We start from the raw sequence: 23406 nt of genomic DNA on the forward strand, positions 1-23406 counted from the left end.
GGGATATAGAGAAACTAAAAGTCAATAAAAATTGAAAAATAGTACCTTGAAAAACGTATTTCCTGATGCGTTATTTTAAGAACGTGGTTTAGATAAGTTTCTGTCGTACATAATAATACTTCCTGCCACGGCGACATTTAAACTTTTCTCTGATTTAAATTTTATTAAATGATGGCATTTATCCATTACTTTTCTGGATAAACCATGATCTTCTGCCCCTAATAAATAAACACAACGCCTTGGATGTTCAAAGGTTTCTAAATCCGAAGCTTTTTCATCTAATTCAACACCAACCAATCGAGCTCCTTTAGGTAAGTTTTCATAAAAAGCTTCAAACGTATCATAATGAAAGTAAGGAATTGCTTTTACTGCATCATGGGTATCAGAGGCTTGTTTAGCATAGCGATTGCCTATGGTAAATATAAAAGTAGCACCTAAGTTTTGGGCCGTTCGCCACAAAACACCCAAATTTTCGGGCGTTTTACCATTTTGTATCCCGATCCCAAAATATTCATTTATAAAATTATCATTCATAAGGGCAAAAGTACAAACTGTAAATACATAAATCAAATTATCGTTAGTTTGATATGAATTATTTCTATGCCAAATCCTGGAGCTTTCATTGTCTCCGTGTCCCGCAGATTCTGTCTCTGACCTGACGACGCCTTATATCCATTTGATCAAAATGCTCGATGCAGTAGAACTAATGAGAGAAAGGGGAGTGGAGAAAATTAGGAAAACGAATCAGAATGATGCTCTAACGGAATAGAATACAGGATCAAACTCGTTGTACGAAGTCTCCCGACTTCGTACGCACTCCAATAATCCGCAAAGAGAATCAATAAATAAAATTGGAACGGAATATAGCAACGGGTACGAAGTTGGGAGACTTGGCCTTTAAACTGATTTAATCTTGAGCAAGAATTAATTGAGGTACTTTCCCGTTACTTCCCTTGTTCAACTCTCTTCAAGCCTTCGTGGTCCTTTGTGTTAAACTTGAAGTTTTGAAAATCTTTATCCGATGGTATATCCAAATCAAAACCTTTCAGTTCTGCTATTTCAATTATCAAATTTTTCGCTGTTAGATCCAAAACGTGTCCACTTTGTTTTTTGTCGTCTGAAAGGAAATGAAAATGAAACCCACTTACATTAATGCCATTTAAATACTCAGGGAAATAATATCCAATCAGCGTTCCTGCGGTATTTTCGTACTCAAAAAATTGCTGTTTTTCTAATATGGTTGCGAGTTTTGGAAAGGGTTTAGTTTTTACAGGAGGAAAAGCTCTTGTTTTTATATCATCAAAATTCCCTGTAATTTTGATAGCATACATTGCATTTTTATTTTTCAATGATTGCGCTATTTGCTCCAATAAAATTTTATGTTCCACAATTGGTTTCACGAAAAATGTAGTGTCGGATTTAAAGAATGTTACTGAAGAAAATGAAGTTTTATGTTCATCTTCTAGTACAACCGTTTCTCCTGTAGATTTGGTTTGATACGCTTTTCCGTCAAGCATCGTTAGTTCACCATCTAATAAATCGGGAGCCCCCAAACCAAAGTCGCCCTTTAATTTTAGTTGCTTTATAGGTAGGGTTCCTTTATACAAGCCACCTATAAAAGCATCAATAACACCAAAGTTATACAGTTTATTGAATTTATTTTGAGCTTCTTTTGATAGTTGTTCTTTGTCTATGATAACAACTTTATTTTGGAACATTTGTGGCATCCATATTTTATTGGTAACATGGTCATAATAAATATCTGCTGTGCTTTCTTCGGTAAAAAGGAAGTTTGCTTGCTTCTTTTTAAGATCATATGTCCATAGTTTTCCAAAGCCAATAGTAGGGAATGTTACCCAATCAGAAATTATTAGATGACTATCGTCTAGCCATTCAATACCATCAAAAAAACCATTGGAGATATTAGGCAGTTCTTCAAAATTTCCATTGCCCTTTTTGATGTAAACGGCACCTTGACCAAGATTTTTTCCATTGGTACAAACAGCCAATTGATTGGTCTTTTCATGGAATGAAATGCCATTTATTGTTGGTATGTTCCCAATAATTTCATAGGCTCTTGTTCCAGTGTTTATTTTGTAAATATTACCAGAAACAGTTTCTGTAACCGCTATAAAACCTTTTTCTAAACGACAAATATCATTTAAAATAACAGCGTTGGGAATCTCCAATTCGAAAACAGTCTTTCGAGTATTGATATCAAAACCAACCACTCGCTCCAAATCTGCTACATACAAAACATTGCCTTCAATGGTGATTCCTTTTGGAGTGTTCAAAACATCTTTGGTTGGAGCAAATTTTAATTCAATTAATTTTCCATCGGCAGAAATTTCGCTAATAAATCCGTCACCATCTTTACTAAAAACATCTTGCCCTTGATTGGAAACAAAAAAACGTTTCCCGTTTGATGTTACACTTTCTGGCATAGAAAACCCATTAAAGGTTTGTTGGGAAAACCCTTGCATTGAAAACAAACACAATAAGCCAATTACGCTAATTTTGATTTTCATTTTTTAAAATTTAATAATGATTTTTCCGAATGATTTTCCAGATTTCAACTTGCGAAAGGCTTCCTGTGTTTGTTCAATTGGAAAAACACTATCCACAATCGGTTTAATATTATTTTTCTCAATTGCATTTACAAGCTCATTCAACTCTTGGGCATTACCCACTGAATACCCTTGTAAGCGAACGTAATTCATAATCAGTGGAAAAACATCAATGATGATTTTACTCCCCGTCATAAAACCAACCAATCCTACATAACCGTTTTCTTTTACAGAAAGAATACTTTGTTCAATTGTTTCACTACCTGCAACATCAAGTGTAACATCTACGCCAATTCCTCCGTTTAGTCGTTTTACTTCTTTACTAAATTCTGGAAATTCTTTGTAGTTAATGACTTCATCTGCTCCTAAATCTTTTAGTTTTTGTTCTTTTTCCTTACTCCCCGTTGTAACAATTACTTTCAATCCAAAAGCCTTTGAAATCTGCAAAGCAAACAATGAAACACCACCACTACCTTGTACCAAAATAGTTTGTCCTGCCTGAATGTTAGCTTGCGTAACCAAATTAGCCCAAGCTGTTAATCCTGCTACCGAAAGCGACGCCGATTGTTCATCGCTAAGGTTTTTTGGTGCTGAAACTAAAGTGTTTTCGGGTTGTACCGTAAATTCTGCCAATGTTCCCGTAACCTGTATACCTGTTCTAATTTCATTGGTATAAGTAGTTATTTTTCCTGCTTCCCAACGTGGAATGAACGGAATAAGCACACGATCTCCCTTTTTCCATCGGGTTACATTTTTCCCTACACTTTCAACTATTCCCATACCTTCAGAAACAGGAATATGGGGTAATGACAAATTGGGTGCAACAATTCCTTCGACTACGATAAGGTCTAGATATTGTAGCGAAACGGCTGAGGTTTTAACCAAAACTTCATTATCGCTATAGGTTGGGGTTGGTATTTCTTTGAGCTGTAAATGGTCAATGCCAAACTGTTCTAATTGTATTGCTTTCATAAACTATATTTTTATGAAGCAAAATTAGAGTTTGGCTATCTCTTAGAATTATGCGAATCAAACAAATGGTTATGAAATAGAAACAAGCTCTTTTTGAAAAGACTTGGGTGTTTCTCCTGTTTGCTTCTTAAAGAAAATAATAAAGTTGGAAGAATGTTCAAATCCCAGACAATATCCAATTTCGGAAACGTCCCAACTACTATATTGCAACAATGCTTTTGCTTCTTTAATAATTCGTCCAGAAATCCATTCGGTAGTAGTTTTCCCCGTGATTTCTTTTAAGGAACGGTTTAATGTATTGGTATGCACATTGAGTTGTAAGGCGTATTCATTAGCATTCTTTAACTTTAGCACCTGATTGGGTGAATCTATTGGAAATTGTCTTTCCAATAATTCCAAAAACAAGGTACTGATGCGTTCAGAAGCATTTATGGGCTGATAGAACGTATTGGGTGGTTGAATTTTCATTACTTCGTGCATTATAATTTGCACATAACTCCTTAATAGATCATACTTGTTTACATAATCGGATTGGATTTCGCTCAGCATGTTTTCAAAAATGCTACTCAGTAATTTCAAACTTTCATCTGATAATAAAAAAACGTGATTTCCTCCAACCTTGAACAAAGGAGATTGAGATAGACTTTCATTTTTCAAATTTTGACTAATGAAATCTTCCGTAAATAAGCAAAAATAACCCGTCTGATTTTCTGACAGCGGTTCCCAAGAATAAGGAATCAGAGGATTCATAAATGTAATGGTATTGCCATTGATGTTAATGGATTTATTTGCGGATGAAATGATTCCTTCTCCGTTTAATATCAACGATATTTTATAAAAATCTCTTCGATTTGGAGGTAATGAAGTAGAGTCACAAGCAAATTCTTCCCTCCGATACACGTTGAATTGTCCTGCTTTAGGATATTCCTGTCCATGTCGGGTATGAAATTCAGCTACGTTTTCTTTTTTATTCATCTTGCTAAATTATGAAATTCAAACAAATAATTAAGATTTTGAATTATTTTTTTTATTTTTCAAAAAAATAGTTCACTCCTCGCTGTGCGAAGTCTCCCGACTTCGTACGCACTCCAATAATCCGCAAAGAGAATCAATAAATAAAATTGGAACGGAATATAGCAACGGGTACGAAGTCGGGAGACTTCAAACAGCAATTGCGAACACTTCGTGGAGTGAAGGGTGGATTTAGTTCCAAGCCCGCTGTCGTTCGAAAAAAAAAAGAGACTCAAAAGTCTCTTTTCTAGAATGAATATATTTTCAATAAATAATTATTTAGTAATCAACTTTTCAAGCCTAACCATCATTTCATCTTTCTCTTTCAACATACGCTCATACAACGCAATTTTTTCATCATATAATTCTACAATTTTGTCAATTGGATTAAATGTACAGTGTGGGTTAACTGCATTTAATGTTGATGTATCATTACTTGTAAAAGTATTAGAAATAATATTCACAGCCTGCTCCTCATCAAAATTCTGAAAAGCTTCAACAGGAATTTTTAGTGCTTGTGAGATTTGATCCAATATATTATCTTCAATTACATCTTTTTGCTCCAGCATAGAAATTTTCTTCTGGTTCCAGTCATTTCCCAGATCAAAAGCCAATGCCTCTTGTTTGATGCCCAGCATTTCTCTGAAGCGTTTTACGTTTCTTCCCTGATGTATTTTCTGTTCCATAATGAATATTAATTTTTCTAAAGGCTCAAAGATAAAGCCATTTGGGTTAAAAAGCATGAATTTCAAAGATAAAAAAATATCTCATAAAACATCTATTCTGTAAGATAATATATCTATTTTAAGAATAGTTTATCCTTTGCAAAGCATAGAACTTCGCTTGAGAATTTTAAATCTCGTTACTATGAAAAAGAATAAAATATCCTACGACACTGGCTTTTGGGCAAGCTTCGTGACAGGAAATCCATTTAAGGCATTCGATGTTTTTTTTGACTTTGCCCATCTTGATTATTACAAACAAAATTTAAGTCAAGCGGTTTTTTATAGTTATAAAACAAAGGTTTATGAACAGGAGAACCCCGGCAATGTTTTTTTGTTTTATACTGCTGTACGTTCTTTCCTCAAAGTCTGTTACTGCCTGAAAAAGAAAAGCAAAAAATGGAAAGTGAAAGTGCCTTTGTGCTCTGAAGCGGTTTTTCATCTTTCTTCCCTGACGAAGGAAGAATACGACAATCCTTTTATAGTATTTCAAAAAGCATTTAATAAAAAAAACGCTTGAAGAATATGAATTATTTCTATGCCAAATCCTGGAGCTTTCATTGTCTCCGTGTCCCGCAGATCCTGTCTCTGACCTGACGACGCCTTATATCCATTTGATCAAAATGCTCGATGCAGTAGAACTAATGAGAGAAAGGGGAGTGGAGAAAATTAGGAAAACGAATCAGAATGATGCTCTAACGGAATAGAATACAGGATCAAACTCGCTGTGCGAAGTCTCCCGACTTCGTACGCACTCCAATAATCCGCAAAGAGAATCAATAAATAAAATTGGAACGGAATATAGCAACAGGTACGAAGTCGGGAGACTTCACACAGCAATTGCGAACACTTCGTGGAGTGGAAAACTCAAATTATTTTCAGATCCATCTACTGGGAATTGTGTAACATCCTGCTGAAATTAAATACTTGTTAAACTCATCTCATTTGTATCTTTAATAGTGTTTTTTAATCTATTAAATAATCAAAAAAAAATAAGTTATGGCAGAAATTAAAATTGAGAAAAAGAAGCCGGTATGGCCATGGATTGTAGCAGTCTTGTTGATCGCAGCAATTGTATATTATGTCTTTTTGAGAGATAACCACACACAAAGCGGGAGTAGTGTCGAAATCGAAAACACTACAACTACAGACAATACAACAAAATAATAAGGAAATAGGCAGGAATGAAAATAGTGCTTTGGTCACCAATTCAAATAGGTGTATAAAGAGATGTTTTTGTGAATTGATTTGCCGGAATAGAAGTAAGGGCAGACTGAAAAGCAAAGTTCCCTGCAGCTGAACTGGCGGAAAATATTTATAATATTAAAAAAATAATTTATGGAAAATAAAGATAGAAATCTATACAGATTAGACGAACTTTCTGATTATAAAATTGCCTCAAACTATTCTGACGTGCGAGGATGGAAAATAGTAGATGCTGACAACCGAACAATAGGCACAATTGATAATCTTTGGGTCAATAAAGATATGAAACGTGTTGTGTATCTGGATGTGAAAGCAGATAAAGCATTAATTGAGGATAGCCGTAATGAGGTTCATGATGCTATAGCAAACGACAACGGAAAAGAGTTTGTCTATCAGGACGGAGACAGCCATGTTATAATACCAATTGGATCGGTTATTATTAATAAAGATGCTAAAATTGTTATGGCTAACACTATAGGATATGATACATTTAGAAACACTAGCAGATATAACAGGCAGGACAATTTTAACAGGGAATATGAAAGAAGGGTAATGAAGTCTTATTATCCTGAAAATGATCCTGACTCTGTGTACTATAGTGATAATGACTCTTTTTACAACCGCAGGGAATTTGATAACAAATAATACTTTTTATCACTTATTCTACAGGAGAAAGCCGACATTTTAAAAAGTAAAAATGCATTAAAAAGATCAAACATCTAATCATGTTTGATCTTTTTTTTGTTAGCAAAGAGTTTACTTTTGTAGTTGGCGATGTGCCACGATTTTGCCGTATTTTAAAGCAAATTTAATGTTATAGGGGCGGCATAGTTACGATTTCTTACCCATTAACAGCAAAGCGGCACCAATACCCAATCCTGCAAATAAAGCCAGGCTGAGGTTTGTTGTTTTTGAAGGTGGATTTCCATAAACCCTTAACGGCTCTTTAGAATTTGTCAAAACATTTCCGGCATCATCCTGCTTTATGGGATTAAGTTTCATTTTCATTCGAACGGCTGCAGATGCTGAATTGATTACCAGTTTTGGAAATAATCTGTAAGTGTTTGTAAGTGCTGCAGCTTTGAAATCTGGAAACAAATCTTTTTTTGGATTTTTTGCCAAATCTACCATTTTAGCAGCAGTATCACGTGGGTCAGAAGCAATAAAAGGGATCTTCACATCAAAACCAGAATACTTGGCTGAATGTAAATTACCGGTAGAATTTTGTAATTGAGGATATAAATTACAGATATGGATATCCTTATGATTTGATATTTCGCCCTGAAGGCATTCCATCATGCCTCTGATTCCAAATTTGGTAGCAGAGTACACAGCACTGTAGGGTGCAGGCATGAATCCTCCAATAGATACATTATTGATTAAAATTCCCTGATTCTGTTTTTTAAAAATTGTAATGGCATTATAAGCTCCATGCATATAGCCAAACAAATTGGTTTTAATTACCTGCTGATGAATTTCTAACGGAATTTCTTCAAATTTTCCACTTGCCATAACGCCGGCATTATTTACCCAGACATCAATTTTTCCGCTCATAGCCAAGGCTTCCTGAACAACTTTTTCGACATCTTCAGCAATTGACACATCTGCACTTACACCAACAGCCAAAACGTTTAACGTGCGGCAATATTCGACTACTTCATCAATACCTTTTTGACCTCTGGCTACTGCTACTATGTTGCATCCCTCACTGGCGAAAGCTTCTGCCGTCGCCCGGCCAATGCCGCTGCTTGCACCTGTTATAACAACAGTTTTTCCTTTAAGGCTGTCTCTGAGTATTTTGATCTCTTCCATTTTCTTATCATTATAATATTCATATAAGCTGCTAAAAATAACTTGGGTTGCGTTAGTGTTTAAGAAGGTTTTACTATGGCTGCTTTTTTAGTGTATTCTTTTTCAGTTTAGTATCCGATTCTTCTTCTTCCCAATCATTTTCGTCGTATTCTGAGTCAAAATCATCCTCCAGATCTTCTTCCAGGTCGCCAAGTTCTAAGTTGTAATGGTTGCTGGCGGTTAATTTAGCTTCAAATGCGTCCAAATAATCGTCGTAGTTTAATAAGAGCTGTTCTTCATAATAGGTCATATCATCTGAAGATTGTTCAGATGTATAATAGTAATGTTCAGGATTCATATAAATTAGTTTAAAATTAATAGCGTAACAGTGATCTAATTTTTTCAATTAGAATTACTTAAAATTACAGCTTCTATCCCATAAGAATTTATACAATTTTCAGCAAGGATTCTTAAATTTTCATCTTAAAACCATAAGGTGGCACAGGGGATGTTCACTTTCCCAAAGTGTACTCTATTATGGTGTAATATCATCTAAAGAACTGCTACCGTGACCGTGTGACTTTCTTACCACTGTAATTTGTCCGTTGAGTTCCATAACAACAGCTTTGACGTCTTTGATCTGGTCAATTCCCGAATTTCTGATCATTGAAAATATTTCACCTTTGGTAATAGCCTCTTTTGCCATGGTTTTCTCTATAAATTCCCCGTCATAATAGATAAGGCTGGGCACTGCATTTATAAGCTTTTCCATTTTTCTGGATGATCGGGCGGTCCATGCAAAAAAATACTGTAGTATAATAATAAGGAACAATACAATAGCACCTTCTACTAAAGGAACCATGGCCAGCATCATATAGGATAAAGTCGATCCCAAAGCGACAGTAACAACAAAGTCAAATGCATTAAGTTTCGCCAGTGTACGCTTGCCTGAAATCCTGAGAAAAAAGAATAATGTAATAAAGGCGATGATAGTGGCGAGAATAACATGACCTATACTTTTCCAGTCTTTAAAAAAAACTTCTTCCATATTATTTTTATTGAGATGAATAAATTTCTATAAAAAGCAACTGAATTTTTAATTAATTAAACAGGTAAGGAGCGAATTATTGTACAGTTTTCTAAATCATTATTCCATTTTTATAGTTCCTTTTTCTACGGCAGTTAATAATGCATGGTAATCCTTATTGTTTTGCTTGCTGTAAATAAGAGAAAAACGGCCAATTGCTTTTTTAAATGTGTCACTTTTACCAATATAACCAGCTATGGCAGCAGCATTGCCTGTTCTGGCATGCGCTTGGGCAAGTGCCCAGCCACAAGAATTAGCATAGTGCACAAGATTTTTGTAGTTCATGGTTTCTATAACAGGTTTTATTTTTGCATCCCGCATTTGCCTTACGTAATAATGTCTACCGCTATCATCAGAGGTCCAGCCTAAGAAAATATCAGAAGCAGATTGCATTAATCGCTGACCGTTAACTACCCGTTGACCGTGGTGTGCATACTCACTTTTGGCTGTAAAAGGTGTGAGTACGCTTTGATATGCTTCTTTAAACTGCAGGAATAAGGGGTCTCCCGAATCAGATAACAACAGAATTATTCCGCACCATGTACCGACACTCCCAACTCCAACAACTTTTACCGCCACGTCTTGAATTTTATAATTTTCCAGCAATATTTTACGATCGTCAGGAAGGGATTCTATGTACCGAAGAAATGCATTTTCAGTCCGATGCAAAAAAGCTTCTTGTTTGCTGTCTTCCAGATGGTAAATAAGTGGAGGATTGTCTAAGATTCGGGCTTTTCCGTCGTTTACCTCGGTCATTTTTTCAAATTCTTTTTCATGAGGTGTTCGTTCAGAAGCTTTTTCAAGCCGTTTTTGATCTAGTTTTTGTGATAACGAATCGTTGCCGGATTTAATCATGTCTTCAAAACTAATATCTTCATACCAAACCTGAAGGGCAGACATTTTTGCATACTTCCTCATGTTTTTGGTGTAGCTGGTGACCACTGTTTCTGCTATTTCTTTGCATTTGGTCTTTGAAAAAGCCTTATGTCTGGCTGCAATTGTAAAACTGGCCGCCAAGCGTTTGATATCCCATTCCCACGGAGCAATAGCCGTTTCATCAAAGTCATTTATATCAAAAATGATGTTTCGTTCCGGTGTTGCAAATCCACCAAAATTCATCAGGTGACAGTCCCCACATATCTGTATGTTAAGTTTAGTAGAGTTCTGAGCACCAAGATCAGTAGCCATGACTCCCGCTGCGCCACGGAAATGCGTAAAAGGGGATTCTAAAATGCGTTGATACCTTATAGGCAATAGCTCTTCGATACGCCCTTTTGTTCGTTCGATATGAAGGTCCACGACGTTGCGTTCCATTGCCGGGAGTTTTCCGTGTGATGTTCTGGAGCAATTTTTTCTTAGCGAACGACCAAAGTTATATTGATCTTTTCTGTTTTGTTTAAGTTGCTGTAAATTATGGATTTCAGGATTTTCGGAACTCATTTTTTTATTTTTAATGCATTATACAATTCTATTCCCAACAATTCAGCTCAACTTAGTTGCAGGCTTACGCAACTGCACCAATCAGGAGCTTTCTTATTATTGGCAAATTATAAGCAACCATTAATTCGTGTATTTTCGAAAAATATTGACTTACAAACGAATCTATTTTTATTTATGAATTTCCATCGCCTCCGCTTGCACCATAAATCTGTCCTGTTGCATAACTTGCATCATTGGCGGCAAGCTGCACATAAATGGAAGCAAGTTCGGCTGGTTGCCCCGGTCTTCCCATTGGTGTTTTTGAACCAAATTTCTTAAGTTTTTCCATTGTTGCACCTCCGCTTACCTGAAGGGCTGTCCATACTGGTCCGGGTGCAACGCCATTAACCCTTATTCCTTTTGGAGCAAGTTGCTTGGCCAGAGATTTAATATAATTTGTTGTGGCTGCTTTCGTCTGCGCATAGTCATATAAATCTTCGGTAGGAGCATAGGCCTGTACAGAGCTTGTCCCGATGATTGATGCACCCGGCTTAAGATGCGGAAGAGCGGCCTTGATAATCCAAAAAGGAGCATAGATATTGGTTTTCATGGTCCAGTCGAATTCTTCTGTTGATATATCCAGAATAGAGGCATGCGTCTGTTGTCTTGCAGCATTATTAACTACAATATCAAGTCCGCCAAGTGCTTTTACAGCTTGGTCGACTAGTGACTTACAGAATGCTTCGTCTCGTAAATCTCCGGGAATGGCAACAGCTTTGCGACCTTCGGCTTTAATGAGCTGTATTACTTCTTTGGCATCTTCTTCTTCGGTGGGATAGTAGTTTATGGCTACGTCCGCACCCTCTCTTGCATAGGCAATAGCGGCAGCTCTTCCCATTCCAGAATCTCCTCCTGTTATAAGTGCTTTTCGTCCCTTGAGACGTCCACTTCCTTTATAGCTTTTTTCCCCATGATCGGGACGCGGATCCATTTTACTCACCAGACCCGGCCATGGTTGTGATTGTTCCTTAAAAGGCGGCTCCGGATATTTTGTTGCAGGATGTTCAGTGATTGCAGATTGAGGGGTTATTGTGTTTTTAGTCTCCATAACTATTTGGATTTGAGTTTTTATGATGGTATCAAATTTTTAATGATCGGTCATTCTTACAATAGAAAATCTCCATGGCCCTTTTGTTCGAGCATACTGCAGAATTCGCTATCGAGATAATTTGATTCTTTGCTGAAACACAACAAAGGTTCATTTAATGATTCATAGCGCTGTTCCAGATGGTTGCGTTCATGTTTTTCCATAAACAGTTGTGATCCTGAATTTACGGAGGTTTGCTGATAGAAAGTATTGTGGTTAGCTGTTGTCATATTGATTCGCTTTATGTTTGTAATTTTCTAACTCAAATCTAAAAAGACAATATTTGAAATAATTATATCATTTACATTCTAAAGTTGTTTAATTTACAGTTGGCAATTTGAATTGCTATATTGTTTTAATGTTTTGACTCATAGATTTGTATGTCTTTTTTAAGGAAGCGAAAACAATTGACGGAAGGTTATGCAGACGGATCAGATAATGAATGAATTTTATAAGAAACGCCTTTTAATCTTGAAAGGATTTATGAATTAAATGTAAATTTATTTAGTAGTGTAGAAGTACATTTATTTAAAAAAAAATCTAAATATATGCTACAAAAACACGGCTTAGTTTTAACTAAAAGAGAACTTGATTTTGAATGCGATGGTGTCCTGAATCCTGCGGTTATTTATGAAGACGGAAAAATTCATATGTTTTATCGTGCTGTAGCCAAAGGGAATCGCTCAACAATAGGATATTGTTTGTTCAAAGATCCTTTGAATATCGAAATGCAACTCGATGTTCCGTTGCTTGTTCCAACAACTGAAAATGAAAAACATGGTATCGAAGATCCCCGAATTGTCAAAATTGATGATATCTATTATCTTTCCTATTGTGGTTACGATGGCGAAAACGCCTTTGGATGCGTTGCAACTTCTACAGATTTAAAAGAATTTAAAAAACACGGCATTGTAGTTCCGCAAATAAAAGGTTTTGAACTAAACGGCTTTTTACAGGGACAACCGCGTTTAAACAATAAATATTTCACACCCAGTACAGGAAGTGAAGGTTATGTATGGGATAAAAATGTCGTTTTTTTCCCGAGACGCATCAATAACAAATTATATTTCCTGCATAGGATAAATCCGGGTATTCAAATTGCGTGTGTTGATTCACTTGAAGATTTGACGCCTGAGTTCTGGTGCGAATATATGCTGGAATTTCACCAACATATTGTACTTGATCCCGACCACGACCACGAGTTTTCGTATTTAGGAAACGGAGCTCCGCCAATAGAAACCCCGGAAGGCTGGATATTAATCTATCATGGCGTTCATGATACGGAGGAAGGTCATAATTATGTTGCTTGTGCCGCCTTGCTGGATTTAGAAAATCCGTGTAAAGAGCTGGCAAGATTACCAGAACCCCTTTTTTCGCCGGATCAAAAATGGGAATTAAACGGTTATGTTAACAATGTATGCTTCCCAAGCGGAACTGCGGTAATTGAGGATCAGATTTATATTTATTATGGTGCGGCAGATGAAAGTATTGCGTGCGCTTCAATTCCAATGAAATATTTACTTGACGAACTGCTCTCTAATAAAATTGAAGTTGTCGATCAACCGTTGATTAATTCTTCTATAAATAATCAAGCAAATACTTAGCTAACAATCAAAAACAATCAAAATGCCTATATCTAATTGTACAATAAAAGATAGCGAGATCATCTGGATTGATGCTGTTGACCCAACAACTGATGAACTCTCCGGTATAAGTGAAAAGTATAATCTGAATTCCTATGCATTACTGGATTGTTTGGACCCGGATCATCTTCCTAAATTTGAAGAGCATAATAATACCCATTTTCTTATTATAAGAGTTGTCAATGACAATAAGGAAAAATTGCAGACTGTTCAGAGTCTGAGCTGTAAAATTGCTATTTTTTATAACGAGTCCTTCCTCATTACAGTACATCGCACAGCACAGCCTTTAATTTCGAATATAAAAGAAACGTATGTCGATAACGGTAAAGTCAAATCAAGTACAGGCATTGTAATTCATATTGTTCGTGATGCATTACATTCCTTTGAACAGCCTGCCATCGATTTATCCAGCGAAATAGATGGTTATGAATCTAAGTTATTTTTGAAAAAAAACATTCCGACCGATATGATCGAAGCTATTTATTACCTGAAAAATAGGGCAGGGCTGTATAAAAAACTGCTCTTGCTTAGCAATGAAGTCGTCAATTCAATTCGGGCAGAAGGAGAAGAGGCTCCGGCACTTCGGGATGTGCATGATCTTCATACCAAACTTTTGATGCTTAACGATCAGGTTCAGGAAGATGCCAAAGAATTGCTTAATATTTATCTGTCCTTATCGGCCAGAAAAACCAATGACGTCATGAAAGTACTCACCGTATTTTCAGTTTTCTTTATGCCACTAACCTTTATCGCAGGAATCTATGGAATGAATTTCAAATTTATGCCGGAACTTAATTATTACTGGGCATATCCTATTAGTTTGTTTGTAATGGTTTTAGTTTCGATCATAATTTTTCTTTGGTTTAAAAGAAAGAAATGGCTTTAAACTAAGAGTTTATAAATACAGTGCTTTTAAATAAAGCAAAAATAAACAGAACTAAGATGAAGGCAGGCAGAAAGAATCAGACAGACTATAATTATGATACTCCTCACAAAAATAACTACTGTAAGAACAGTTAGAAGCAGGGCGGAATAGTGATTTATGTATCGTTGCATCTTACCAAATTGATATAATATAACAAAAAGAAAGTAATGATATAAAGTTCAGCTGTGACTGATATTTTAATTTAGTAACTGCAAAGCGTAATCTGATTTTTGTATTGACAGTAAATACATTACATCAGAAAACAGCGCATAACAAAATAAATACAGTAACCTTAACAAGAAATCTTATGTTTAAAAAAGGTCAGAATGTACAGCAGGAATTTGGCAATCAGATCATGAAAGTAGTTGATTTTGAGCCGGAATTTATTGAAAATGTCATCACGGAGTGGGAAGACGAAGAAGGTACTGTTATCACAGGTAAATTTATGGAATCACAGCTTGTGCCGGCTGATCCGGAAAACGGGAAATAAATTTGCACTATAAAGTAAACAAGGAGTAGTGAATCAAATTCTTCATATACGATTTAAGATGAAAAGTAAAACACAGGATAAAGCATCCTTTTATGCCTATCAGGAAAGAGATATAGCCTGCATATTTGAAAAAATGGAGGTGATGCCAAAAAGCAAACTTCTGTATCAGCTTCCCACCGGAGGAGGAAAAACGATGGTTTTTTCAGAAATAGCCAGAAGATTTATAGCACAGTTTGGCAAAACTGTCGTCATACTAACCCATCGCAAAGAACTATGTACACAGACTTCAGGGGTTTTAAAAAAGTTGGGGGTGCAGAATTGCACTATCAATAGCGAAAGCGGGAATTTTAAACCGGGTTGTGACTGTTATGTCGCCATGGTGGAAACGCTGCGCAACAGGATCAAAGCAAAAAAAATTAAACCTCAGGGAGTTGGTCTTGTGATTATTGATGAGGCACATCATAATTCCTTTAGAAAATTACTGGGCAGTTTTAAGAACGCATTTGTTATTGGCGTAACGGCTACGCCATTCAGTTCTGACATTTCAAAACCTATGAAATATCATTATAAAACCCTTGTTACCGGTAAAAGTATAGCTTCGTTAATAAACGAGGGTTACCTGGCCAAACCAAAAACTTTTGTGCATGAAGTCGAACTCAATAGCCTTAAAACGGGTACCCACGGTGATTATACCGTAAGTTCTTCCAATGAATTGTATGGCTCTGCTCCCATGCAGGAGTTATTACTGAATTCTTATAGGGAAAATGCCTCAGGAAAAAAGACTTTGATCTTTAACAATGGGATAATAAGCTCTCAAAAAGTCTGTGAAACTTTTACCACAGCAGGAATTGCTATCAGACATCTGGATAATAAAACCCCTGATGACGAGCGAAAGGAAATACTGAAATGGTTTAAGAAAACAAAAGACGCCGTGCTTACTTCAGTGTCGATTCTCACCACAGGCTTTGATGAGCCTACCGTACAGCATGTAATACTGAACAGGGCCACTACTTCGGTTACGCTTTACCATCAGATGGTGGGGCGCGGGGCACGGAGGCTTCCCTCAAAAAAAACGTTCGGGATAACCGATCTCGGGAATAACATACAGCGATTCGGACCTTGGGAAGAACCGGTAGACTGGCAGTTTGTTTTTGAAAAACCGGAAGAATTTGCGAAACAATTGCAGTATCACGCCACCGGGCATTCTGCGGTGCAATCCCATGGAATGTCTGCAGAGCTGCGCGCAAAATTCCCCAACACACTCGAAATGACCTTTGATATAGCCGCAAGCTACGAGGAAGCCATAGACATTGATAAGAAACCCAAAACAGTCATCCAGCAATCTGTAAGACAACAGGCTATGATGTGCCTTGATAATGCCCAGTCGCTTTCACAGGCAATAGCCCTTGCCGGGGAATTGCAGCCTGAGATTGACTGGAGGGTCAGACAATACGTAAAATGCCTGGACAATGCCAGCAAAAATTACAGAGACTGGCTAATGGAGGATTATCAGAATCGTCTCAAAGGACTCATTATTAAATTATACCCCAAACTTCATAGCGCGTAATTACTATCAAAGCAAATAACGCATAAAAATTGGTGGTATTTGAAGTATACTCCGATGTAGAAATTTTTTTCACAAATTTTATGAGATAAATAACTATCTTTAATAGAAGGTCAGAAACTCAGAAGCATTCGATCTCATCTATCTTGGTGCAGGCAATGGAATCAGATCTACTTTTTTACTGAAGCATCTTTTAGATCAAAAAGCTAATTTTAATTAATGTCACAATAGAATATGATTAGTATACAGGGAGTTTCCAAAAGTTTTGGTTCGAACAAAGCGGTAGATTCAATTTCATTTGAAGCCAATGATAGAGAAATTCTGGTAATATTAGGGACTAGTGGCTGTGGTAAAACGACTACCTTAAAAATGATCAATCGGCTTATTGAAACCGATAGGGGGAATATTCTTATTGACGGTAAAAATATCAGGGATCAAAAACCTGAATCACTTCGTAAAAATATTGGTTTTGTAATGCAGCACGCAGGACTTTTTCCGCATTATAACGTGGCACAGAATATCGCCATTGTACCCAATCTGTTAAAATGGGATAAGGAAAAGACAACCAAAAGAACATTAGAACTTTTAGAAAAATTACATCTTACAGAAGACCTGTTAAAGTTTTTCCCTCATGAACTTAGTGGCGGACAACAACAGCGTATTGGTATTGCACGTGCACTTATTGCAGATACTCCGGTTCTTTTAATGGACGAGCCTTTTGGGGCTTTAGATACGATTACAAAGTCGGCGATTCATAATGAATTTAAGAATCTTGATGAACTCAAAAATAAAACGAGCATTTTAGTAACCCACGATGTAGTAGAAGCCTTTGAACTCGGACATCGTATTTGCCTTATGGACAAAGGACGAATTGTTCAGATAGGTGCTCCGGCAGAAATACTATATCATCCTGTAAATAATTTTGTAAAAGAATTCTTTGCGAACAATCGGTTAATGCTGGAATATAAAATTGCTTCCGTAAAATCGGTAGAATCTTTTCTTCGAAAGCCATTGTCGTTACAAGCAAAGGAACAACTTACTAAAAATGCCACCATCTGGGAAACCCTTCAAATTTTCAGTACGGACAATGTTTATAATGAAGATTATGACGAACTTTTGCAGGCTTTTAATCACTACAGAAAACTTCAAACGGTATGACACAACAGCAAAGCCTCTGGCAATTTATGGTGTCACAGCATGAAAAGCTGTTTGTACAGATTGCACAACATCTGGGACTTACTTTTTTATCGCTGCTTCTGGCAATTATAATTGGAATTCCGTTAGGTGTTTTAATTTCCCGAAGACGGAGATTATCTGCTTCTGTTTTAGGTATAGCGGGCATATTACAAACCGTTCCCAGTATTGCCCTTTTGGGTTTTATGATACCACTTTTTGGTATTGGTACCACACCCGCAATCATTGCGCTTCTCATATATGCATTACTTCCTATTATACGAAACACTTATACCGGAATTACGGGAGTAGATCCTGTAGTTATAGAAGCCGCAACTGCACTTGGAATGAATAAAACCCAGCGATTGTTTAAAGTTGAATTTCCATTGGCTATGCCTGTAATTATAGCAGGTATCCGAACCGCTGCCGTTATCAATGTTGGGGTTGCTACTCTGGCTTCTTTTGTGGCCGCGGGAGGACTTGGTGAATTTATTTTTGGAGGTATCTCGCTCAACAATACCAATATGATTCTGGCAGGAGCAATCCCGGCGGCATTACTGGCTATTTTGCTGGATTTGATTATTGGTTATCTTCAAAAGTCCAGCTTAAAAAATCTTCGGAGAGCCTTTTATATTATTTGTGGTATTTTAGCTGTAACAGCTCTTTATTTTATATTTTCGGCTAAACCTGAACGCAAGATAATTGCTGGATTTACACCGGAATTTATGGGGCGTCAGGATGGCGATTTAGGACTTCGATCTGTATATGGATTAAAACTAAATCCGCTTGTGGTGTCCGATGCTATTATGTATGAAGCTGCGTATCACGGAAAACTGGATTTGATTAGTGGTTATTCTACCGATGGAAGAATTAAAGCCTTCGACTTAGTCGTTTTAGAAGATGATAAAACCATATTTCCGCCTTATTATGCCGCTCCGATCATCAAAATCCAAACCCTGAAAAAATTTCCGGGACTTGAACAAACGCTAAATCTTCTTGCAGGCAAAATCAACGACAGCATAATGACGGATCTTAATTATAAAACGGAACTTTTAAAACAAACTCCGGAAAAAGTAGCCAAAGATTTTTTGGTCCGTCAGGGATTATACAAAAAAGCAAATCAAGGTACTGGCGCAACCATCAGAATTGGTTCGAAGATTTTTGGCGAACAATATATTTTGGCAGAAATGTACCAAATGCTGATTGAAGGTTATACCAATTATAAAGTAGAAACCAAAACCGGACTCGGCGGAACAAAAATATGTTTTGATGCTTTAATGAATGACGGCATTGACTTTTATCCCGAATATACCGGCACAGGATTGTTAGTGTTGCTAAAACCTTCTGAAAAGACAATTACCGAAGTTTCGAAAGACAGCAGAAAAACCTATGATTATGTTCAGGGAGAATTTCAGAAACAATATGGTTTGCAATGGCTAAAACCAATCGGGTTTAATAATGCTTATGCGCTTATGATGCGAAGAGCTCAGGCACAGGATCTTCATATAAACACGATTTCACAGCTTAGTATTTATTGCGCTACAAATAAGTTCTAAACCAAAATTTCATTATAAAACAATGGACAAAATCAAAAAAGGCTGCCTAAAAATATTAGGCTGCCTTTTCTAGAATAATAATGAAGCGTTTGCTTATTTTTTTGCTGCGGTTATATTGATGCCAATTTCGATATCTTTACTGATCATCCATTCTGCAGGATTAGCTTCAGTAGCTCCAAATTTAATATCCCAATCTGTACGATTGACAGTAAATTTAGCTTGTAGTGTTGCAGTACCGTTGGCTACAGTAACCTTTGCTGGAAACGTAACATTAACGGCTTTTCCTTTAAGAGTCAGGTTACCGCTTACTGTTTTGTTAGCACCTTCTACAGCGTCTTTTGCAGGAGTCGCTAAGTTTGTAACACTGGTAATTTTAAAGTCAGCTGTTGGATTTTTTTCAACATCAAAAAAATCAGCACTTTTTAGGTGTGCTTCTAATTCTGAATATTTTTTGTCTTTTTCAGTTACTGATGCCGGATCAACCTTTATCGACTGCATATCGATTACAAAATCACCTGCCGTAAGCTCATTAGCTTCAACAGAAACTTCACCTGATTTAATGGCAAGAGTTCCCCAGCGAGGCGCAAAACCTCCTTTATGAAATGCTTTCCAGTCTACTTTAGAGGTTTCCAGGTTTACCGCTAATACTTCTCCCTTTTTTTCAGCAACCTGCTTTTCTTCGCTTGTTGTTGTTTCGCCTGATGATTTTTTACATGCCGTTATAAATAAAGTAACAGCGACCAATGTCAATACACTAAGTTTTTTCATTTGTTTACGTTTAAAAGATTTGTTAATGACTACGTCTAATTTAATGCAAAGTTTACTGATTAAAAAAAGACACGATTATACTAGTCGGAAATTTAGTAATAATTTAAGGAAAATCAAATAAATTATTCCTGCACTTATTGTGAATGTGTTAAAGATATCATTCAAAAATATGTCTTTACGATCAGTGGTTAGTTTTTTGATTGCTAATAGAGATGGAATTTATTTGTAAATACCAATGCAATTAAATTTATTTTGTAAGTAATTAGTATGTGATTGATGAAGAAATCAAGGTTCACACTATATTTTTTTGTAAATTAGAGAAATAAACCATGTTTCTGAAAAACAATAGGTTGTCAAATATAAAACACAATAATTATGAGTAAGGTAATTGGTATAGTCGCAGGAAGCCTGCGTAAAGAATCGTTTTCAAAAAAATTAGCAAAAGCTGTAGTGGCTATGGCACCTGATGGGTTTGATTTCAAAATAATCAATCTGGCTGAGCTGCCTATTTACAATCAGGATTTTGACGATCATAATGAAGTTCCGGCGGCTTACACAACATTTAGAAATGAAATAAAGGAACTTGACGGTTTTATTTTTATTACGCCCGAATACAACAGATCCGTGCCGGCGGTGCTTAAAAACGCGCTCGACGTTGGATCACGTCCTTACGGTAAAAATGTCTGGGACGGTAAACCGGGAGCCATTTTTAGTAATTCTCCCGGTGCTGTTGGAGGTTTTGGTGCCAACCATCATTTAAGACAAAGCCTTGTATTTTTGAACATTCCAGTGATGCAACAGCCGGAAGTTTACCTTGCCAAGGTGAATGAACTTTTTGATGAAAGCGGAACGATTAAAGAAGGTGCCACAAAAGACTTTCTTAAAAAAGCTGTTGACGCTTACATAGTATGGTTTAATAAAAATAAAAACTAGTTTCAATTATAAAAATATTTTTTTATAAGTTTTGTCTATAGAAGTAAATGTATTTATTATTAAAAGCTATAATATGTTTTTTATTTAGTTTGTAAATTGGTATCAAAATAAAATTCGAAGTATGGAAAATCAATCAAACGACATTAGCAAGTGCCCCTTTCACAACGGAAGCATCAATAATGCAGCTGCAACCGGTACAAAAAATCATGACTGGTGGCCAAAACAATTAAGAGTAAATATACTGAGACAGAATTCAGTATTATCAAATCCTCTGGACGCTAATTTTAATTACAGCGAAGCTTTTAAAAGTCTTGATCTTGAAGCGGTAAAAAAAGATTTACACGAACTTATGACTGATTCACAGGATTGGTGGCCGGCAGATTTTGGTCATTATGGAGGTTTGTTTATCAGGATGGCCTGGCATAGCGCAGGTACATACCGTGTTGAAGACGGACGTGGTGGCGCCGGTGGGGGACAACAGCGTTTTGCTCCTCTTAACAGCTGGCCAGACAATGTAAGCCTGGATAAGGCGCGAAGATTATTATGGCCCATCAAACAAAAATATGGACAAAAAATTTCCTGGGCTGATTTAATGATATTAACCGGAAATGTGGCGTTGGAATCAATGGGATTTAAAACATTTGGTTTTGCAGGAGGGCGTGCTGATGTTTGGGAACCGGACGAAGCCGTCTATTGGGGATCTGAAACCACATGGCTGGGGGGAGACGAACGTTATAAAGATGGTTCTGAAGGTGTCACAAAAGACCACGGTGTTGTTTCATCTGATGATGATGCAGATGGTCATATTCATTCCAGAAACTTAGAAAAACCTCTGGCAGCGGTACAAATGGGGCTTATATACGTAAACCCTGAAGGACCTGATGGAAATCCTGATCCTATTGCTGCAGCTAAAGATATCAGGGATACCTTTGGCCGTATGGCAATGAACGATGAAGAAACAGTAGCCTTAATTGCAGGAGGACATACTTTTGGTAAAACGCACGGCGCTGCCTCTTCTGAGCATGTAGGTGAAGAACCCGAAGCAGCAGGTTTGGAACTGCAGGGCCTTGGCTGGAAGAATAGTTATGGTTCGGGCAAAGGTGCCGATGCAATTACAAGCGGACTTGAGGTTATCTGGACAAAAACTCCTACGCAATGGAGTAATAACTTTTTCGAGAATTTATTCGGTTTTGAATGGGAACTTTCTAAAAGCCCGGCAGGGGCGCAGCAGTGGGTAGCGAAAAATGCTGAAGCAATTATTCCCGATGCTTTTGACAGCACTAAAAAACATTTACCAACGATGCTTACCACGGATTTGTCTTTAAGATTAGACCCTGTCTATGAAAAAATATCGCGTCGTTTTCTGGAAAATCCCGATGAGTTTGCAGATGCCTTTGCACGCGCATGGTTTAAATTAACGCATCGTGATATGGGACCAGTTTCCCGTTATCTGGGACCCGATATTCCTCAGGAAGAGCTTTTGTGGCAGGATCCAATTCCGGAAGTAAATCATCCGTTAATAGAAGAGAATGATATCAGTCAACTAAAAGAAAAGATACAAAATTCGGGATTAAGTACTTCTCAATTAGTAGCTACAACCTGGGCATCGGCTTCGACTTTTAGAGGATCGGATAAACGTGGCGGTGCCAATGGCGCACGTATTAGACTAGCTCCTCAAAAAGACTGGGATGTCAACAATCCTGCACAACTTAAAGAAGTTTTAGCGAAACTGGAAAATATTCAAAATGAATTTAACGCCGGTCAAACCAACGGAAAAAAAGTGTCACTTGCTGATGTAATAGTTTTAGCCGGAGGGACAGCAATTGAGAAAGCAGCTAAAGAAGCAGGATATACTATCCGTGTACCTTTTTCAGCAGGTCGTATGGACGCTTCTCAGGAACAAACCGATGTAGAGTCCTTTGGATACCTTGAACCAAAGACAGACGGATTCCGTAATTTTCGAAAAGCAAAATCAAGAGTTGCTACAGAAGAACTTCTGATTGATAAAGCAAACTTGTTAACCTTAACAGCACCGGAATTAACTGTTCTTTTAGGCGGGCTTCGTGTGTTGGATATTAATACTGATGGTACAAAAAACGGTGTTTTTACACATCGCCCGGGTAAACTGACGAATGATTTTTTTATAAATCTTTTGGATATGAATACCCAATGGCAGGCGGTTTCAAATGATAAAGAGCTTTATACAGGAAATGACCGTACCACTGGTCAGCCAAAATGGATTGGAACACGTGCCGATCTTGTGTTTGGATCTAATTCAGAATTGAGAGCCATTGCTGAGGTTTATGCCAGTGCTGACGCTCAGGAAAAATTCGTAAATGATTTTATCGCTGTATGGAATAAGATAATGAATCTGGACAGGTTTGATTTAGTCTGATCATCTTTGGTTAATTTATTAAATTAAAAAAAAATGT

At 36.9% G+C, this 23406-nt stretch carries 22 protein-coding genes; 11 read left to right on the forward strand and 11 right to left on the reverse strand.

The window, feature by feature from the left end; all coding sequences use genetic code 11:
* Positions 1-75: 75 nt before the first annotated feature.
* From ACQY44_RS22945 to ACQY44_RS22965, 5 genes are all read right to left on the reverse strand, one after another.
* Positions 76-534 (reverse strand): RNA methyltransferase, encoded by a 459-nt coding sequence (locus ACQY44_RS22945; RefSeq protein WP_428232604.1) that lies wholly within the window; start codon positions 532-534, stop codon positions 76-78.
* A 410-nt stretch (positions 535-944) separates the two neighbouring features.
* Positions 945-2528: an acetolactate decarboxylase gene (budA, locus tag ACQY44_RS22950; protein WP_428232605.1), complete on the reverse strand. Its 1584-nt coding sequence runs from the start codon at positions 2526-2528 to the stop codon at positions 945-947.
* Positions 2529-2531: 3 nt separating this feature from the next.
* Positions 2532-3539 (reverse strand): zinc-dependent alcohol dehydrogenase family protein, encoded by a 1008-nt coding sequence (locus ACQY44_RS22955; protein ID WP_428232606.1) that lies wholly within the window; start codon positions 3537-3539, stop codon positions 2532-2534.
* A gap of 69 nt (positions 3540-3608) precedes the next feature.
* Positions 3609-4514, reverse strand: a complete 906-nt coding sequence (locus ACQY44_RS22960; RefSeq protein ID WP_428232607.1) for an AraC family transcriptional regulator — start codon at positions 4512-4514, stop codon at positions 3609-3611.
* A 311-nt stretch (positions 4515-4825) separates the two neighbouring features.
* A complete protein-coding gene (locus tag ACQY44_RS22965) occupies positions 4826-5236 on the reverse strand; it encodes a helix-turn-helix domain-containing protein (protein ID WP_428232608.1) in 411 nt (136 codons plus the stop codon).
* Positions 5237-5417: 181 nt separating this feature from the next.
* On the opposite strand from ACQY44_RS22965, the gene ACQY44_RS22970 reads away from it, so the two are divergent.
* From ACQY44_RS22970 to ACQY44_RS22980, 3 genes are all read left to right on the forward strand, one after another.
* Positions 5418-5792, forward strand: a complete 375-nt coding sequence (locus ACQY44_RS22970; protein ID WP_428232609.1) for a hypothetical protein — start codon at positions 5418-5420, stop codon at positions 5790-5792.
* A gap of 479 nt (positions 5793-6271) precedes the next feature.
* Positions 6272-6439, forward strand: a complete 168-nt coding sequence (locus tag ACQY44_RS22975) for a hypothetical protein (RefSeq protein ID WP_428232610.1) — start codon at positions 6272-6274, stop codon at positions 6437-6439.
* A 171-nt stretch (positions 6440-6610) separates the two neighbouring features.
* Positions 6611-7123 (forward strand): PRC-barrel domain-containing protein, encoded by a 513-nt coding sequence (locus ACQY44_RS22980; protein WP_428232611.1) that lies wholly within the window; start codon positions 6611-6613, stop codon positions 7121-7123.
* 186 nt (positions 7124-7309) lie between these two features.
* Here the strand turns inward: ACQY44_RS22980 and ACQY44_RS22985 are convergent, their stop codons facing one another.
* The 5 genes from ACQY44_RS22985 to ACQY44_RS23005 form a co-directional block, all read right to left on the reverse strand.
* Positions 7310-8290, reverse strand: coding sequence for an SDR family NAD(P)-dependent oxidoreductase (locus ACQY44_RS22985; protein WP_428232612.1), 981 nt, complete (start codon positions 8288-8290; stop codon positions 7310-7312).
* Positions 8291-8363: 73 nt separating this feature from the next.
* Positions 8364-8627, reverse strand: a complete 264-nt coding sequence (locus ACQY44_RS22990; RefSeq protein WP_428232613.1) for a hypothetical protein — start codon at positions 8625-8627, stop codon at positions 8364-8366.
* A 177-nt stretch (positions 8628-8804) separates the two neighbouring features.
* The gene (locus ACQY44_RS22995; protein ID WP_428232614.1) at positions 8805-9317 is read right to left on the reverse strand and encodes a DUF421 domain-containing protein; all 513 of its coding nucleotides are present in this window, start codon (positions 9315-9317) and stop codon (positions 8805-8807) included.
* A gap of 99 nt (positions 9318-9416) precedes the next feature.
* Positions 9417-10670 (reverse strand): DUF2252 domain-containing protein, encoded by a 1254-nt coding sequence (locus ACQY44_RS23000; RefSeq protein WP_428232615.1) that lies wholly within the window; start codon positions 10668-10670, stop codon positions 9417-9419.
* A 298-nt stretch (positions 10671-10968) separates the two neighbouring features.
* The gene (locus ACQY44_RS23005) at positions 10969-11883 is read right to left on the reverse strand and encodes an SDR family oxidoreductase (protein WP_428232616.1); all 915 of its coding nucleotides are present in this window, start codon (positions 11881-11883) and stop codon (positions 10969-10971) included.
* 587 nt (positions 11884-12470) lie between these two features.
* Between ACQY44_RS23005 and ACQY44_RS23010 the strand changes: the two genes are divergently transcribed.
* The 6 genes from ACQY44_RS23010 (at position 12471) to ACQY44_RS23035 (ending at position 19273) form a co-directional block, all read left to right on the forward strand.
* The gene (locus ACQY44_RS23010) at positions 12471-13526 is read left to right on the forward strand and encodes a pesticidal protein Cry7Aa (RefSeq protein WP_428232617.1); all 1056 of its coding nucleotides are present in this window, start codon (positions 12471-12473) and stop codon (positions 13524-13526) included.
* A gap of 22 nt (positions 13527-13548) precedes the next feature.
* Positions 13549-14451 (forward strand): CorA family divalent cation transporter, encoded by a 903-nt coding sequence (locus ACQY44_RS23015; protein ID WP_428232618.1) that lies wholly within the window; start codon positions 13549-13551, stop codon positions 14449-14451.
* Positions 14452-14797: 346 nt separating this feature from the next.
* Positions 14798-14980, forward strand: coding sequence for a hypothetical protein (locus tag ACQY44_RS23020; protein ID WP_428232619.1), 183 nt, complete (start codon positions 14798-14800; stop codon positions 14978-14980).
* Between the two features lie 58 nt (positions 14981-15038).
* Complete coding sequence (locus ACQY44_RS23025; RefSeq protein ID WP_428232620.1) at positions 15039-16547, forward strand: DEAD/DEAH box helicase; 1509 nt, start codon at positions 15039-15041, stop codon at positions 16545-16547.
* Between the two features lie 231 nt (positions 16548-16778).
* Positions 16779-17702, forward strand: coding sequence for an ABC transporter ATP-binding protein (locus tag ACQY44_RS23030; RefSeq protein ID WP_428232621.1), 924 nt, complete (start codon positions 16779-16781; stop codon positions 17700-17702).
* A complete protein-coding gene (locus tag ACQY44_RS23035) occupies positions 17699-19273 on the forward strand; it encodes an ABC transporter permease/substrate-binding protein (RefSeq protein WP_428232622.1) in 1575 nt (524 codons plus the stop codon). Before ACQY44_RS23030 ends, ACQY44_RS23035 begins: the two co-directional genes overlap by 4 nt.
* 93 nt (positions 19274-19366) lie before the next feature.
* On the opposite strand, the gene ACQY44_RS23040 is transcribed toward ACQY44_RS23035, so the two are convergent.
* The gene (locus tag ACQY44_RS23040; protein WP_428232623.1) at positions 19367-20041 is read right to left on the reverse strand and encodes a YceI family protein; all 675 of its coding nucleotides are present in this window, start codon (positions 20039-20041) and stop codon (positions 19367-19369) included.
* A 375-nt stretch (positions 20042-20416) separates the two neighbouring features.
* Between ACQY44_RS23040 and ACQY44_RS23045 the strand changes: the two genes are divergently transcribed.
* Positions 20417-20974, forward strand: a complete 558-nt coding sequence (locus tag ACQY44_RS23045; RefSeq protein ID WP_428232624.1) for an NADPH-dependent FMN reductase — start codon at positions 20417-20419, stop codon at positions 20972-20974.
* A 121-nt stretch (positions 20975-21095) separates the two neighbouring features.
* A complete protein-coding gene (gene katG, locus ACQY44_RS23050; RefSeq protein ID WP_428232625.1) occupies positions 21096-23369 on the forward strand; it encodes a catalase/peroxidase HPI in 2274 nt (757 codons plus the stop codon).
* Positions 23370-23406 lie beyond the last annotated feature (37 nt).

Source organism: Flavobacterium sp., from assembly GCF_965277525.1.
Classification (GTDB): Bacteria; Bacteroidota; Bacteroidia; order Flavobacteriales; family Flavobacteriaceae; genus Flavobacterium.